This window comes from Bacillus sp. FSL M8-0071, assembly GCF_037975455.1.
GTDB classification, from domain to species: Bacteria; Bacillota; Bacilli; order Bacillales; family Bacillaceae; genus Bacillus; species Bacillus subtilis.
This window is the reverse complement of sequence record NZ_CP150256.1, coordinates 2,581,202-2,596,270: the sequence shown is the minus strand read 5'-3', so window position 1 is coordinate 2,596,270 and position 15,069 is coordinate 2,581,202. Positions and strand designations below refer to the sequence as shown.

Below are 15,069 nucleotides of genomic sequence, written 5' to 3'. Positions count from 1 at the left end.
TGGATGTACAAAACAGGAAAGGAGCAATAGATATGATTTCAGTTATTATCAGCGGTCATGGAGATTTTCCCATAGCATTAAAAGAATCTTCAGGGATGATATTCGGTGAAGAAAATAACCTGATTGCAGTGCCGTTTTTTAAAGGGGAAGGAATACAAACGCTGCAAGAAAAATATCATCAGGCGCTCAAGGATATCCCGGAAGAACATGAAGTGCTTTTTTTAGTCGATATTTTTGGAGGGACGCCATATAACGCGGCAGCTTCCTTTATTGCTGAGGATCAAAGAATGGATATGGCAGCCGGCGTAAACCTGCCGATTCTGCTGGAGGTATTAAGCCTGAGAGAACATCTGGCTCTCAAAGATTTGCTGAACAACTTAAAAGCAATGAGTCAGCAAAGCTTTCAAGTGTGCAGTGAACATTTAGAAAAAGTAAAAACAGCCAATCAAGATACAAGAGAGGATGAATTATGATGAACATTGTGTTAGCAAGAATTGATGACCGCTTTATTCACGGCCAAATCCTGACAAGGTGGATAAAAGTCCATGCAGCCGACCGAATCATCGTTGTCTCCGACGATATTGCTCAGGACGAAATGAGAAAAACGCTGATCCTTTCTGTTGCGCCTTCAAATGTAAAGGCGAGTGCCGTCTCGGTTTCTAAAATGGCAAAAGCATTTCATAGTCCGCGCTACGAAGGGGTAACGGCAATGCTCTTGTTTGAAAATCCGTCCGATATTGTATCTCTTATAGAAGCAGGTGTACCGATCAAAACCGTAAACGTCGGGGGAATGCGTTTTGAAAATCATCGCAGACAAATCACAAAATCAGTCAGTGTCACAGAACAAGATATAAAGGCATTTGAAACATTAAGTGACAAGGGCGTGAAACTGGAATTGAGGCAGCTGCCTTCAGATGCCAGTGAGGATTTTGTACAGATTTTACGGAACGTAACAAAATAATCAAGGGGATGAGAATATGTCTTCATTACAAATTATTTTGTTGTTAATCATTGCAGCAATCACCGGAATCGCAAGTGTATTGGATGAAGGGCAGACACACCGGCCGCTAGTGGCCTGTACGTTAGTTGGCTTGGTGCTCGGGGACTTAAAAACGGGAATTATTCTTGGAGGCACACTGGAGCTGATGGCGCTCGGCTGGATGAACGTCGGGCTTGCCATGGCACCTGATACAGCGATCGCCTCTGTCATCTCAACCATTTTAGTTATTACCGCTGATCAAGGAATTGGCGAAGGGATTGCTGTCGCTGTTGCTTTAGCAGCTGCGGGTCAGGCGCTGACGATTTTTGTTCGGACGATCACTGTCTTTTTCATCCACCGCGCTGATCAATATGCAAAAGCGGGAAATATAAAAGGAATTGAAATTATGCATATTACCGCGATGGTGTTTCAAGCTTTGCGCGTCATGATTCCTACATTGATTGTTGCTTTAATTAGTGTCAGCGCTGTTCAGGCGTTCCTGGGAAATATTCCTGATGTCATTACAAAAGGACTGCAAATAGGCGGAGGCATTATTGTGGTAGTCGGGTATGCCATGGTGATCAATATGATGAATATTCCTTATTTAAAGCCATTTTTCTATATTGGTTTCTTATTAGCGGCGTTTACCGATTTTAACTTAGTGGGATTTGGAGCCCTTGGTCTCTGTCTGGCGCTTTTATACCAGCAGGTGATGCAAAAACAAAGCGCTCACGGAGCAGTCGCGGCCGCATCAGACAGTGGCAGTGTTGCTGTTTATGATGACGATGATGATGATCTTGATGCCTAAACGATGAGGGGGGAAGAAAAAATGGAGAAAGAAAAACGATTAACGAAGAAAGAAATTTTCAGCATGTTTATTCGTTCAAATTTTTTACTCGGTTCCTTTAACTTCGAACGTGTGCAGGCAATGGGATATTGTTATGTCATGATACCGGCGATCAAAAAATTGTACGGTCCCGGAGCGAAAAGAAACGAAGCCTTGCAGCGGCATTTGGAATGGTTTAATACACATCCGTGGCTGACAGCGCCTATATTTGGCGTGACGGCAGCCATGGAAGAAGAAATGGCGAACAATAAAGGAATTGACGGAAAAGCGATAAGCGGAATGAAAATTGGTTTGATGGGACCAATAGCGGGCGTAGGCGATCCAATTTTCTGGGGAACGATTCGTCCTGTCTTAGCTGCGCTAGGAGCCTCCCTTGCTTTAGGAGGAAACATTGCCGGCCCTTTGCTATTCTTTTTCTTGCTGAATGCCATAAGATTAAGCACAAAATATTATGGATTAAAGTATGGCTATGTGAAAGGAATGGAGATTCTTCAGGATTTAGCGGGGAATCGCATTCAAAAGCTTACAGAGGGCGCTTCGATTCTCGGGTTATTTGTTATGGGGGCTCTCGTGTCCAAATGGACCACCATCAACATTCCAATCGTTGTATCCAGGATTAAGGATGAAAGCGGAAAAGTAGATGTTCAAACGGTACAAAACGTGCTAGATAGCATTATGCCGGGGGCGCTGCCTCTCGGATTAACGTTATTGGTGGCATGGATGCTTCGCAAAGGGGTGAATCCACTTCTCATTATTTGCGGCATCTTTGTCATCGGGATTCTCGGGTATTGGGCTGGATTCTTAGCATAAGGTGTGTGAAGGAAAGAGAGAGAAACTGCAGCAGTCTTTTCATATATAAATCATTCGGATAACAGTGAAACAGAGGAGAATTGCCAGAAACGGACCAGCTTGCGCAGCAGTCTCTCTTGAAAGTGTTCAAACATGAAGAGAGGAGCGAAGGAACAAATGAAAAAGAGACTGATTCAAGTCATGATCATGTTCACCCTGCTGTTGACTATGGCATTTTCGGCAGATGCAGCCGATTCAAGCTACTATGATGAGGATTACCGTCCTCAATATCACTTCACACCGGAGGCAAACTGGATGAATGACCCAAACGGAATGGTATATTATGCTGGGGAATATCACTTGTTCTATCAATACCATCCATACGGGCTTCAGTGGGGGCCCATGCATTGGGGGCATGCCGTCAGCAAAGATTTGGTTACATGGGAACACCTTCCTGTTGCGCTGTATCCGGATGAAAAAGGCACGATCTTTTCTGGAAGCGCAGTTGTAGATAAAAATAACACAAGCGGTTTTCAAACAGGCAAAGAGAAGCCGCTTGTGGCCATTTATACACAGGATCGGGAAGGCCATCAAGTGCAAAGTATTGCCTATAGCAACGACAAAGGAAGAACATGGACGAAGTACGCTGGCAACCCTGTCATTCCAAACCCGGGTAAAAAAGATTTTCGCGATCCAAAAGTCTTTTGGTATGAGAAAGAAAAAAAGTGGGTGATGGTGCTTGCGGCCGGTGACCGAATCCTCATTTATACATCAAAAAATCTGAAGCAGTGGACGTATGCAAGTGAATTTGGACAGGATCAAGGAAGCCACGGGGGAGTATGGGAATGCCCGGATTTATTTGAGCTTCCGGTAGACGGCAATCCGAATCAAAAGAAATGGGTCATGCAGGTCAGTGTCGGAAACGGAGCGGTCTCGGGAGGATCAGGCATGCAATATTTTGTAGGGGACTTTGATGGAACTCATTTTAAAAATGAAAACCCGCCAAACAAAGTTCTCTGGACGGATTACGGCAGAGACTTTTATGCGGCTGTATCCTGGTCTGATATTCCATCCACAGACAGCCGCCGGCTATGGTTAGGGTGGATGAGCAATTGGCAATATGCGAATGATGTTCCGACATCCCCATGGAGAAGTGCAACGTCCATTCCAAGAGAGTTAAAATTGAAAGCGTTTACCGAAGGGGTTAGAGTGGTCCAAACACCGGTGAAAGAGCTGGAAACCATTCGCGGAACCTCTAAGAAGTGGAAGAATCTGACCATATCGCCTGCAAGTCATAATGTGTTAGCGGGGCAATCTGGAGATGCCTATGAAATAAATGCAGAATTTAAAGTAAGCCCTGGTTCAGCTGCTGAATTTGGTTTTAAGGTCCGAACAGGTGAAAATCAATTTACGAAGGTCGGCTATGACCGAAGGAACGCCAAATTGTTCGTTGACCGGAGCGAGTCAGGCAACGACACCTTTAATCCGGCCTTTAACACCGGAAAAGAAACAGCCCCGTTGAAGCCGGTAAATGGGAAGGTTAAGTTGCGCATTTTTGTTGACCGCTCCTCGGTTGAAGTATTTGGGAATGACGGAAAGCAGGTCATAACGGATATTATTCTCCCAGACCGATCAAGCAAAGGGCTTGAATTATATGCTGCAAATGGCGGTGTAAAGGTAAAATCTTTAACGATACACCCTTTAAAAAAGGTATGGGGAACGACACCTTTTATGTCCAATATGACTGGCTGGACGACTGTAAATGGCACGTGGGCAGACACAATTGAGGGGAAACAAGGGAGGTCGGACGGCGATTCCTTTATCTTGTCTTCAGCATCCGGGTCAGACTTCACTTATGAATCTGATATCACCATTAAGGATGGAAACGGAAGAGGGGCAGGAGCACTAATGTTTCGCTCTGACAAAGATGCCAAAAACGGTTACCTTGCCAATGTGGATGCGAAGCATGACCTAGTGAAATTCTTTAAATTTGAGAACGGTGCTGCTTCTGTCATTGCTGAATACAAAACACCGATAGACGTTAATAAAAAGTATCATCTGAAAACAGAGGCCGAGGGCGATCGCTTTAAAATCTATTTAGATGATCGTCTTGTGATTGATGCACATGATTCCGTATTTTCAGAAGGCCAATTTGGCTTGAATGTGTGGGACGCGACTGCTGTCTTTCAGAATGTAACGAAGGAGTCTTAATTTTAAAAAAGGCACAGACCCGAACAGTCTGTGCCTTCTTGTTATTTTAACAAGTTTAAAGATTCGCGGTTAAATGCTTCCAAATCATCAGGTGTTCTGCTTGTGACAATGTTGTGGCTGACGACTACTTCTGCATCTTTGTAGTTTGCACCGGCATTGATTAAATCTTTGCGGATGCTGCGGTAGCCTGTGATATCTTTGCCTTTTAGAAGATCCGTATCAATCAGTACTTGCGGGCCGTGGCAAATTGCGAAAACAGGTTTTTTGTTTTCGACAAATGCTTTTGCGAATTCACCCGGACGGTCATCTGCACGAAGCAAATCCGGAGAGAATCCCCCAGGAATTAAAAGTGCATCAAAGTCACTTGCATCCACATCAGAGATGGCTTTGTCAATCTTTACTTTCTCGCCATGCTTACCGGTAACTTCTTTGCCGGCTTCCAAATCGATAGCCACAACACTGTAGCCAGCTTCTTCGTATGCTTTTACCGGACTTGTATATTCGATGTCTTCGAATTGGTCTGTAACAAGAACTGCAATTTTTTTGCTCATAAAAAACCCTCCTAATAACTCTCTATTCATAGAATAACAGGAAGATTGACCGGCCTTCAAAATATTTGCTTAAAGAGATCATTTTTCGTGAGTTTCAATAAAAGCGGCAGCCCATATAAGGACTAACCTATTACAATGTGGAAATATCAATCACAAATCGATAACGGACATCGCTTCGGAGGATACGTTCGTATGCCTCGTCCACTTGGTCAGCTCCGATGACTTCGATTTTAGGTTCGATGCCATGCTCAGCTGCGAAATCCAGCATCTCTTGAGTTTCTTGAATTCCGCCGACTAGAGAACCTGCAATGCTGCGGCGCCCCATGATTAGGGAAAACACACTGTATGTGTCCGGCTTGGCAGGAGCTCCAACGTTTACAAGTGTCCCGTCTATACGAAGCATTGATAAATAGGCATCTACATCGAGATTTGCCGATACCGTATTTAAGATCACGTCAAAACGCCCGGCCAATGCAGTGAATGTGGCTGGGTCACTTGTTGCAAAGTAATGATTTGCACCGAGTTCCAGAGCTTCCTCTTTCTTATTCATGGAACGGCTCAGGACGGTTACTTCTGCACCCATCGCATGTGCAAATTGAATTGCCAAATGTCCAAGGCCACCTACGCCTACAATCGCAACCTTTTTACCAGGGCCAACATTCCAGTGTTTCAGCGGGGAATACGTTGTGATACCTGCACACAACAGCGGACTGGCAACATCCATTTCCAAACGATCTGGTATGCGAACAACAAATCTGTCAGTGACAACGATTTTTTGGCTGTACCCGCCATAAGTGGGGTTTCCGTCGTAGTCTACTGAGTTATACGTTTGAACAACACCCTTCGTGCAGAATTGTTCCTCTGCGTTGAGACAGTATTCGCATTCTCCGCAAGAGTCAACAAAACAGCCGACACCAACGCGGTCCCCGACAGCCAACTTGGTGACTTTTGTTCCAACGGCTGTTACAACACCGGCTATTTCATGTCCAGGCACCATTGGGAAGATGCCACCGCCCCATTCATCAAAAGCGCTATGAATGTCTGAATGGCAAATGCCGCTGAATTTAATATCGATTAAGACATCGTGCGGCCGTAATCCTCTTCGCTCAATCGTCGTTTGTTCAAATTTGGCTTTTGCATGTGACACGCTTAATACACGGGTTTGATGTTGATTACACATACGAACCTATCCTTTCTTCATCATAAGTGTTGTAAATAAAAACATGCACTTATTTATGTTTTATGGTGTCTTCAACATAACGATAAACCTTAAAGTCTGCTTTAAGGCAAGGGTTTTTTAAAAAAACCATTTAAAATGAACCTGATTTATAAGCTGAGAAACAGTCAGTAATTAATGCAGAAACTGTAATCATGCTGCGATCCCGGGATGAAAGTTCTTCTTCTCTTGCCCAAATGTCACCGAATAGAACATCATCATGAAGTTCAGCAAACTTTGGCGCAAATTCTCCTAATTGTTCTCTTCCGGCAGTGTGTTTATTTGCCATTCAGCAATCCCTCCAACTACACTGTTTTTAGTGCATGGAGAAGTATAGAGTTTAAAGTGTGCTTTAAGGCAAGTCCCGAATATATAAACCCAGATTCAGCAGCTAACCACTTGTTTTGAGCTTGACTTAAAGTTAACTTTAAGTGTTACCTTCACAACATACAGGATAGAGAGGTGAAGATCATGAATATTGCTCAGGTGGCAAAGCAGTTTGGCCTGACAGCCGCAACACTCCGATATTACGAACGTGTAGGATTAATCCCGCCTGTAAAACGAAAAGACAGCGGCATTCGCGACTATGATGAAGAAGATATCAAATGGATTGAATTCATTAAATGCATGCGAAATGCGGGACTATCGATAGAAGCGCTAATTGAATATACAACATTATTTACCGAAGGTGACCGTACGGTAGAAGCTCGAAAAAATATCCTGGCTGACGAACGACAGCGGCTGATAGAGAAGCGGAAAGAAATTGATGAAACAATTAAGAGATTAGACACAAAAATTAAAGATTATGATGGGAAATTGCGTGAAAATGAGGCAAAGCTCAAAAGCAGGCCTAAAACGGAAAGTCTTCACGGATCAGTGGAGCAAAGAAGGTAGCATTCTTTGCGTGTGAAGAGGGCAGGTCAAAAACGAAGGATTTTGTTTCTGGCCTGTTTTCTCCATCAAGAGATCGCATAAAAAGAGGTGGTTACGATTCCTTATTTGGATTGGAGAATTTGCAAACATTATCGGAGATCAGATGGGGAAAAGCGGGTTAAGCCCGAAAAAACAGTGCTCATGGCGATTCAACTTGAAGCTGAGGAACAGTTGTGGCCAATCAATACTGTTCCTCAGCAAATCAGTCATTGTATGTTAAAGGGTTGGCAATTGAATGGCTGTATCAATATTTTTTAAATTCAGCTTGACTTGTTCGTCAGGGTTCCAAGGATGGTACCAGCCTTTTTCCATCATAAAGTTTGAGAGTTGTTCGTGCATATCGAGTGCTTCTTCCAAATGGCGGATAAGGACCTCTTTTACTTCAGGTGTTCCGGCTTCAGTGGCTGCCATCGCATAATTTCTGACTCCGTTCTTTGCTGAAATTAATAAGTCCATAGCAATGATTTGGTCTGTTAGAACATTCATGCCAGTCAGATATTCTATGATAGGATTCATGATTTATTCATCTCCTCATTCGTGCTTTGCATTAGATAAAATAGAGGCAAATTCCTGCAACTGGCGTGTGGTGATATCAACATCTTGCTGCATGATTTCTTTCAGCTTCGGATCAGATACCAGTGCTTTCATTGTTTTAGATTTCGTCAAACAAAGTGTCTTAAATGCAGTCATTTCCTGAACCTCAAGCACTTCGTGTAAGGCGTATTCCATTTCTGTAACCTCCGTTTTTTAAGGCTTTAACACAACTTTGATACAATCATCCATTTTTGAATCAAAAATGTCATAGCCATGCTTGGCTTCACTAAGCGGCAGGACATGGCTGACAACATCTCCCGGATCAATTTTGCCTGTCGATACTAGTTCAAACATGTACGGCATATAGTGGATCACTGGAGCCTGTCCAGAGCGTATATTGACGTTTCGCTGCATAATATCTCCTAACGGAAAACCGTTATATCTGCCTCCATACACACCTGTAATTTGTATGGTTCCTCCTTTGCGAACAGCTTGGGAAGCAATGACCAATGCACTCATTGTTCCGCCATGAAGCTTTAAGCCGCTGGCAAGGAACTCGAGATCGCTCATTTTACCATCCATCCCAACAGCGTCAATGACTACATCCGCTCCGCCTTTCGTGATTTCCTTTAAATAATTCCCTGTATTCTCATGGTCTTCAAAATTAACGATTTCTACTTTGTTTGTACGTTTCGCATGCTGTAAGCGATAGTTTACATAGTCAACTGCTATGACTCGTTTTGCGCCTTTTAGCCAACAAAACTTTTGAGCAAACAGGCCGACTGGTCCGCAGCCGAGAACGATAACTGTATCGCCTTTTTTTACGCCGGCATTATCCACACTCCAAAAGCCGGTGGTCATGGCATCGGCAATCACGCTTAATTTCTCATCGGGTTCCTCACAAGATTCAGGGATTTTAAAATGGGTAAAATTCGCAAACGGCACTCTTAAATATTCAGCTTGCCCGCCTGGATAACCGCCAGTTTGCCCTGAATAGCCGAAATAAGCACCCATTTCCCCATTGTCATTAGACTGATCACATTGGCTTTCCAGCTGGTTTTTACAAAAAAAGCATTCCCCGCATGCTATATTAAAGGGAATAATTACCCGATCTCCCTTTTTTAGTTTAGTCACCCCAGAACCAACTTCTTCGACGATTCCCATCGGTTCATGGCCGATGACATAGTCTTCTTGCATATTCGGAATGAATCCATGGATTAAATGTAAATCTGATCCGCAAATGGCTGTACTGGTGACTTTGATAATCATGTCATCGGATTTTTCAATCTTTGGATCGGGGACATCTTTGACAACAACATTTTTAATGCCTTGATACGTTACTGCCTTCATGCTGTAAAACCTCCAGTGTTAGTGTTCATCAGGTGTCCGGTCAAACATCCCTTTACGATTTGTTTCATCAGGAAAGAGGTTCATATTGCCAACCATGATCGTGTTTTTTGCAGAGAGCTGATCCAGCTTATACTGTTCGCTCAGCTCATATGGATGGAACCATTTTTTGCTGATCATCAGTTCCGTAATCTCTTGGTGCATTCTAATTCCTTGCATCAGCTGTTTCCGCAGCAAGGCTCTTACATCTGGTGAAGCGGTTTCTGTCAAAGCTACAGCAGTATTCCTTACGCCTTCCTTAGCTCGTATAAGAAAATCCATCGCGAATGTAGTGTCTGCTAGTTCAGGCACATTCAGCGAATTAATGGGGTCTAAATGATCATTATTCAAAGAGGCTTACCTTCCTTTCAATTGATGATTGGCGTTGGGCGGCTTTGAGGGACAGGGGCCTGAAATGAGGCACGCTCATAAACCGCTTGTAATTCAGTAAGGTCTTGAATGGATTGCTGTACATCTTTTTGCATCAAGTCCTTCAGTTCTTGGTCAAACACAAGTCCTTGCATTAACTTTGATTTCGCTATACAAAGTGTTTTAAAGTTCACGATTTCATGTAAGTCAACAGCCTCGTGAGCTGCCAATGTTTGATGATCCATATTGATGTAACCTCCTTTATCAACGTTACATTTCCCGAAATGAAGTTGAAGCATACAGAAAATACACTCGGTATCATTTTTTGTTTTAAGAATCGCTGTTTTTGCTCGTTAGCGTACATTTCTTATGACATGGAATAAACTGCACTTAAATCTGAAATAAAGGTGAAGTATGGAAATTTATTTATGGAAACTTGACATAGTGCTGTCAGGTTTCCTTTTGTATCATTAAATTGGATGACCAGTAAAAAGTATGGTTTTATAGGAGGCACTCGATATGAAGCTGTTACAAATTAGACTGTTGGTGAATGATTTTAAGAAAAGCGTGGAGTTTTACAAAGATTCATTAGGACTTCCAATAAGTTGGTTAGAGAATGAAATGGAATATGCACTCTTTGATAATGGGGAAACGAAAATAGAGCTTTTATCTCGTGAAACGATGGCTGAAATCGTTGGAGAGGAAAAAAAATCGTTGGAAGGAGAAGCTCAATCAAAATTTTTGCTTCAGTTTAAGGTAGAAGATGTTGATAAAACATATGACGATTTACACGAAAAAGGAGTTAAATGTGTAAATAAACCGCATGATCGCAAGGAATGGAGTGCCCGAGTTGCTCACTTCAGAGATCCAGATCATAATCTGATTGAAATATATAAAATGTTATGATTTTTCGACTCGCAAAATCATAGAATATAACGTTTGATAACGTACCTAATCATTTTTATACGCCCTGGTAAAAGAAAGCAAAGTCATAATAGGTTGCGGACACTGAACTTGCAGCATTTACGCTGATTTGTTTGGTGTCCGTTTTTGATTGGTGAAAAAGGTAGAGTATCTATGAATCGAGAAGAAGCGTGGATACAAGGCAGAAGTACACTGATTGAGTTAATTGGTGGACACGAAACCGCTTGATCCATGTCCTTTTTCCTGATTGTCAATCGTGATTACCGACTGGACAAATGCCAAATGTAACACACCATCAATATCAAGCCTGACTACCATTTATTTTGTATCCTTAATTGTCGAAAACATAGGAATAATTCCACTTTTGAAAGATCTAGTTTATGGTACATTGATAAATATATGGGAGGGGAGGGGGCATGGTATCTGAAAGTAAATCCTTAACTGGATGTAAGAAAGTCAAACGTACGGCATTTATAAGGGGAGGGTATAAGGTGAATAAGCTAAAGAGGCTAAGTATGCTAACGGTGATGATTGCATCTGTGTTCATTTTTTCTAGCCATGCACTTGCAGCTCAGTATTATACGGTTTCAACAAGCAGCGGTGCTCCTGTCAATATGCGCAGCGGCCCAGGTACAAGTTGGGGAATTGTAACGACCATTCCGAGCGGAACCCGCATCCCGATCTATTGCTACAAAACCGGTACAACTGTAACTGGAAAGTATGGAACGAGTAATATTTGGAATTACACAGAGCGGACGCTTGCCAGCGGGGAGATCGTTCCTGGATTTGTCTCTGATACATATATGTATACAGGCTCAGACGGTCCGGTTGTTCCTAAATGCAGCTGGTAGCCTATGTTCTATCGTTTTTTAAAATGAAGGAATTGAAGAAAGAGGGATGACATTGACTAAACTGAAAATGCTGAGTATGTTAACCGTTATGATTGCATCATTATTTATTTTTTCCAGTCAGGCACTTGCCGTTCAGTACTTTACTGTCTCAACAAGCAGCGGTGCGCCTGTCAATATGCGCAGCGGTCCTGGTACAAATTATCCTATTATGCTTTCCATTCCGAGCGGCTCCCGTGTTCCTTATTATTGTTACGCTTATGGAACGACTGTTACAGGGAAGTATGGAACGAGTAATATCTGGGACCAAATCCAGTGGAAAGATTCCCGGGGGATCGTGAATATTGGATATGTGTCTGACACATATGTGTATACAGGCTCAGACGGCCCTGTCGGTTACAAATGCAATTAGTTAAATACTCCGTACAATAGAATCTCTTCTTAAGGGCCAATCTAGGACGAACCATACCAACAACAATAGTTGGTATGGTTTTTGCTGCGATGAAGTCTTCCATACCTGCATTTGTGGTAATTTTCAAAAGAGATTCATGATGTTAGACACTGGTTGTTGTTGAGGACAAAATAACGAGCCGCTTTAGAGTTGTATCTAATGGTATAAAATACGGAATTAAAATAGGAAATAATCAATAGGAGAACGTAATGTACAAACCTATTTTTCGATGAAATCCCTAATATCACTTTGGTTAAACATCTCACATTGCGTTCTCGTTAGTGAAAAGTTCTTTTTACGCTTCGTGAAATCTTCTCCAATTCCATAGTTAGTTTTACCTGTCCTATTTTGAAAATTTTAATCAATCCTTAACACGTATGTTTCTTTTCTTTTTCTAACATGTCGTGTAACCTCTCAGAAAATTCTTTATGGTACATTGTGTACCCCGTATGATTTCCGGGGAATTCAACCCATTCTGTTTCCAATTGTTCCGCTAGGGCGTTCGCGCAACGATAAGGAAAAAGCTCCCGAGAAGCACTTCCGCCAGCTGGGAGTATCTTCATCGGTGAAGATGTAAACACAGTTTTTAAAGCTTCGATATCTAATGTATAGTTGAGAATTCCTTGAATTTCATACTCAGTGAAATACGTTGAATTGCCGAGAAGCCGCTTTGTCAGCACAGCCTTTGATTGTTCGTCTGTCTCTAATCTTGACATTAACTTAATGACTTCACTTCGATGATTTTCCTTAAGGTCTTCCATAAATTGCTCGGCTTGTTTCAGCTCATTTCCATGCAGAAGCTGCAATAAGATTGGTTCGTGTGGGATCATGACATGTACTTGTTCGGGATGGCGTATGCACAGATCAAGCCCGATAACAGCCCCGGAGCTGCTTCCAAATACGTATGCCGGCTTATTGGTGATTTTGGCTAGAAGACGGTGAGCATCGTCACTGTGTGTTTCCACACGGTAATCCTCAATCTGATTGGCGAGATTGCTGCGGGAATGGCCGCGGCGATCATAAGTAACAACCGTGTACCAGTTAGCCAGATGATTGGCAACATGATGGAACTTGTCGGCATCACCGCCTCCGCCGTGGACCAAAAGAATGATGGGACCTGAGCCACGCACCTGATAGTGGATGTTCGCGCCGGGTACTTGCAACGTTCCATTGTTTATCGTCATTTGTAGGACCTTCCTTTCTTCTCATCTCCCTTAACTTTACACAATTGGCCAATGGTATCATATGCAGGAAATAACTAAGAAACAAACTCGCCATATAAAAAGCACTGATTATTTTTTATCAGTGCTTCCGTTTTGTTTATTTAGAGTAGACAATTTTTTTTATTGTTTCAATAGAGAGGTGATATTCATCAGATAATTGATGAATGGTTTTGCCGTTTTTAAATGCTTTTTTAATAGAAGCGTTTCTGTCATCGATCAGCTTTCTTGTTCCTGAACACGCACCCCATTTTTGATGAGAGGATTCAGGTTTAGGGATATATATTGTTTTTCCTTGAACATACTTTTGAATTTCCGATATCAGCTTTTCAGGTAAAATAGCGGTTGCTTTTACATATGCCATTTCTGCCAGCTCCTTATTTTTTTATGTCAAATAAGGTGCAAAGCCACTATATCAGAAAAGCTTACTTGGGCGATCTTTTAGAAAGTCTACCCCATGCAAAGTATCGCCTTCCCAATAGTAGGCTTTGCATGGGACGTTGCGGAATCTGGCATTCTCATCTTGCTTGCCATTACATCACCTCCCTAACGATTTTCGATGATCACTTCCATTATAAAATAGAGTAAAGCCTTATGGCATCTTGTTAATGAAAGTTGAAGCAGTATGAAAATCAAGGGACCTTCCCAGTGAGAGGGGCTAAGGCTGATTGGCAATGAATAGAGTAAGATTCAAGCTATATTACTTTAGATTCAAAATATTGACAAATTGATGTATTTTCAACAATAGGGCAGTTTCTTCATGTATACTGAGTCTGTATTTACAATATTTAGAAAGGGGAAGTGAAATGAAAATCAGTATGCAAAAAGCAGATTTTTGGAAAAAAGCAGCGATCTCATTACTTGTTTTCACCATGTTTTTTACCCTGATGATGAGCGAAACGGTTTTTGCGGCGGGACTGAATAAAGATCAAAAGCGCCGGGCGGAACAGCTGACAAGTATCTTTGAAAACGGCACAACGGAGATCCAATATGGATATGTAGAGCGATTGGATGACGGGCGAGGCTATACATGCGGACGGGCAGGCTTTACAACGGCTACCGGGGATGCATTGGAAGTAGTGGAAGTATACACAAAGGCAGTTCCGAATAACAAACTGAAAAAGTATCTGCCTGAATTGCGCCGTCTGGCCAAGGAAGAAAGCGATGATACAAGCAATCTCAAGGGATTCGCTTCTGCCTGGAAGTCGCTTGCAAATGATAAGGAATTTCGCGCCGCTCAAGACAAAGTAAATGACCATTTGTATTATCAGCCTGCCATGAAACGATCGGATAATGCCGGACTAAAAACAGCATTGGCAAGAGCTGTGATGTACGATACGGTTATTCAGCATGGCGATGGTGATGACCCTGACTCTTTTTATGCCTTGATTAAACGTACGAACAAAAAAGCGGGCGGATCACCTAAAGACGGAATAGACGAGAAGAAGTGGTTGAATAAATTCTTGGACGTACGCTATGACGATCTGATGAATCCGGCCAATCATGACACCCGTGACGAATGGAGAGAATCAGTTGCCCGTGTGGACGTGCTTCGCTCTATCGCCAAGGAGAACAACTATAATCTAAACGGACCGATTCATGTTCGTTCAAACGAGTACGGTAATTTTGTAATCAAATAAGCAGTGAGGAAAAGAAACCGCTGCAGATGAACTCAATCTAAAAGATACCAATGATGTTGGTATCTTTTTATTTGCAGTAAAAAGTATTCAATTTTCTCTATAATGATTATGTCATGCTTGAGGCAGATACATGAAAGGACCTTGGCGATTTCATAAAAAACAATATAGAGG

General features: G+C 42.3%; 22 protein-coding genes. 12 read left to right on the top strand and 10 right to left on the bottom strand.

Going from position 1 to position 15,069, the window contains the following annotated elements:
* The first annotated feature begins 32 nt into the window (after positions 1-32).
* From levD to sacC, 6 genes are all read left to right on the top strand, one after another.
* Entirely contained in the window at positions 33-473 is a 441-nt protein-coding gene (levD, locus tag MKX71_RS13430; protein WP_003246144.1) for a PTS fructose transporter subunit IIA, read from the top strand.
* Positions 473-961, top strand: a complete 489-nt coding sequence (gene levE / locus MKX71_RS13425; protein WP_004399158.1) for a PTS fructose transporter subunit IIB — start codon at positions 473-475, stop codon at positions 959-961. Before levD ends, levE begins: the two co-directional genes overlap by 1 nt.
* Before the next feature lie 16 nt (positions 962-977).
* Positions 978-1,787, top strand: a complete 810-nt coding sequence (levF, locus tag MKX71_RS13420; protein WP_003229833.1) for a PTS fructose transporter subunit IIC — start codon at positions 978-980, stop codon at positions 1,785-1,787.
* A gap of 21 nt (positions 1,788-1,808) precedes the next feature.
* The gene (gene levG / locus MKX71_RS13415) at positions 1,809-2,636 is read left to right on the top strand and encodes a PTS fructose transporter subunit IID (RefSeq protein ID WP_003229834.1); all 828 of its coding nucleotides are present in this window, start codon (positions 1,809-1,811) and stop codon (positions 2,634-2,636) included.
* A gap of 80 nt (positions 2,637-2,716) precedes the next feature.
* Positions 2,717-2,884, top strand: a complete 168-nt coding sequence (locus MKX71_RS13410) for a hypothetical protein (RefSeq protein ID WP_119123072.1) — start codon at positions 2,717-2,719, stop codon at positions 2,882-2,884.
* Entirely contained in the window at positions 2,817-4,826 is a 2,010-nt protein-coding gene (gene sacC, locus MKX71_RS13405) for a levanase (RefSeq protein ID WP_223257627.1), read from the top strand. Before MKX71_RS13410 ends, sacC begins: the two co-directional genes overlap by 68 nt.
* Before the next feature lie 41 nt (positions 4,827-4,867).
* Here the strand turns inward: sacC and yraA are convergent, their stop codons facing one another.
* From yraA to MKX71_RS13390, 3 genes are all read right to left on the bottom strand, one after another.
* Positions 4,868-5,377 carry a cysteine protease YraA gene (gene yraA / locus MKX71_RS13400; protein ID WP_003229836.1) on the bottom strand — a complete coding sequence of 170 codons (510 nt, stop codon included), beginning with the start codon at positions 5,375-5,377 and terminating at the stop codon, positions 4,868-4,870.
* Between the two features lie 130 nt (positions 5,378-5,507).
* The gene (gene adhA, locus MKX71_RS13395; RefSeq protein WP_019712532.1) at positions 5,508-6,557 is read right to left on the bottom strand and encodes a formaldehyde dehydrogenase AdhA; all 1,050 of its coding nucleotides are present in this window, start codon (positions 6,555-6,557) and stop codon (positions 5,508-5,510) included.
* Between the two features lie 130 nt (positions 6,558-6,687).
* Complete coding sequence (locus MKX71_RS13390) at positions 6,688-6,882, bottom strand: carboxymuconolactone decarboxylase (RefSeq protein ID WP_003229839.1); 195 nt, start codon at positions 6,880-6,882, stop codon at positions 6,688-6,690.
* A 182-nt stretch (positions 6,883-7,064) separates the two neighbouring features.
* On the opposite strand from MKX71_RS13390, the gene adhR reads away from it, so the two are divergent.
* Complete coding sequence (gene adhR / locus MKX71_RS13385; protein WP_004398725.1) at positions 7,065-7,487, top strand: aldehyde stress transcriptional regulator AdhR; 423 nt, start codon at positions 7,065-7,067, stop codon at positions 7,485-7,487.
* A gap of 255 nt (positions 7,488-7,742) precedes the next feature.
* On the opposite strand, the gene MKX71_RS13380 is transcribed toward adhR, so the two are convergent.
* The 5 genes from MKX71_RS13380 to MKX71_RS13360 are packed head-to-tail and all read right to left on the bottom strand — an operon-like array spanning position 7,743 to position 10,060.
* Positions 7,743-8,042, bottom strand: a complete 300-nt coding sequence (locus tag MKX71_RS13380; protein ID WP_339231206.1) for a spore coat protein — start codon at positions 8,040-8,042, stop codon at positions 7,743-7,745.
* A 15-nt stretch (positions 8,043-8,057) separates the two neighbouring features.
* A complete protein-coding gene (locus MKX71_RS13375; RefSeq protein WP_014480384.1) occupies positions 8,058-8,255 on the bottom strand; it encodes a hypothetical protein in 198 nt (65 codons plus the stop codon).
* Positions 8,256-8,273: 18 nt separating this feature from the next.
* A complete protein-coding gene (locus tag MKX71_RS13370) occupies positions 8,274-9,410 on the bottom strand; it encodes a zinc-dependent alcohol dehydrogenase (RefSeq protein WP_003229843.1) in 1,137 nt (378 codons plus the stop codon).
* 18 nt (positions 9,411-9,428) lie between these two features.
* The gene (locus MKX71_RS13365; RefSeq protein WP_014477470.1) at positions 9,429-9,797 is read right to left on the bottom strand and encodes a spore coat protein; all 369 of its coding nucleotides are present in this window, start codon (positions 9,795-9,797) and stop codon (positions 9,429-9,431) included.
* 17 nt (positions 9,798-9,814) lie between these two features.
* Complete coding sequence (locus MKX71_RS13360; RefSeq protein WP_014477469.1) at positions 9,815-10,060, bottom strand: hypothetical protein; 246 nt, start codon at positions 10,058-10,060, stop codon at positions 9,815-9,817.
* A gap of 274 nt (positions 10,061-10,334) precedes the next feature.
* Here MKX71_RS13360 and MKX71_RS13355 point away from each other — a divergent pair, with 274 nt between their 5' ends.
* The 4 genes from MKX71_RS13355 to MKX71_RS13340 all read left to right on the top strand — a co-directional run bounded on the left by MKX71_RS13355 (position 10,335) and on the right by MKX71_RS13340 (position 11,999).
* Complete coding sequence (locus MKX71_RS13355; RefSeq protein WP_015251599.1) at positions 10,335-10,721, top strand: VOC family protein; 387 nt, start codon at positions 10,335-10,337, stop codon at positions 10,719-10,721.
* A 144-nt stretch (positions 10,722-10,865) separates the two neighbouring features.
* Positions 10,866-10,967: a hypothetical protein gene (locus tag MKX71_RS13350; RefSeq protein WP_339231205.1), complete on the top strand. Its 102-nt coding sequence runs from the start codon at positions 10,866-10,868 to the stop codon at positions 10,965-10,967.
* A 263-nt stretch (positions 10,968-11,230) separates the two neighbouring features.
* Positions 11,231-11,590: an SH3 domain-containing protein gene (locus tag MKX71_RS13345; RefSeq protein ID WP_004399021.1), complete on the top strand. Its 360-nt coding sequence runs from the start codon at positions 11,231-11,233 to the stop codon at positions 11,588-11,590.
* A gap of 52 nt (positions 11,591-11,642) precedes the next feature.
* A complete protein-coding gene (locus MKX71_RS13340) occupies positions 11,643-11,999 on the top strand; it encodes an SH3 domain-containing protein (protein WP_014664754.1) in 357 nt (118 codons plus the stop codon).
* A 407-nt stretch (positions 12,000-12,406) separates the two neighbouring features.
* On the opposite strand, the gene MKX71_RS13335 is transcribed toward MKX71_RS13340, so the two are convergent.
* Positions 12,407-13,222 carry an alpha/beta hydrolase gene (locus MKX71_RS13335; protein WP_317680575.1) on the bottom strand — a complete coding sequence of 272 codons (816 nt, stop codon included), beginning with the start codon at positions 13,220-13,222 and terminating at the stop codon, positions 12,407-12,409.
* Positions 13,223-13,358: 136 nt separating this feature from the next.
* Positions 13,359-13,622: a CD3324 family protein gene (locus MKX71_RS13330; protein WP_003229850.1), complete on the bottom strand. Its 264-nt coding sequence runs from the start codon at positions 13,620-13,622 to the stop codon at positions 13,359-13,361.
* Between the two features lie 442 nt (positions 13,623-14,064).
* Between MKX71_RS13330 and csn the strand changes: the two genes are divergently transcribed.
* A complete protein-coding gene (csn, locus tag MKX71_RS13325) occupies positions 14,065-14,898 on the top strand; it encodes a chitosanase (RefSeq protein WP_003229851.1) in 834 nt (277 codons plus the stop codon).
* Positions 14,899-15,069: the final 171 nt, after the last annotated feature.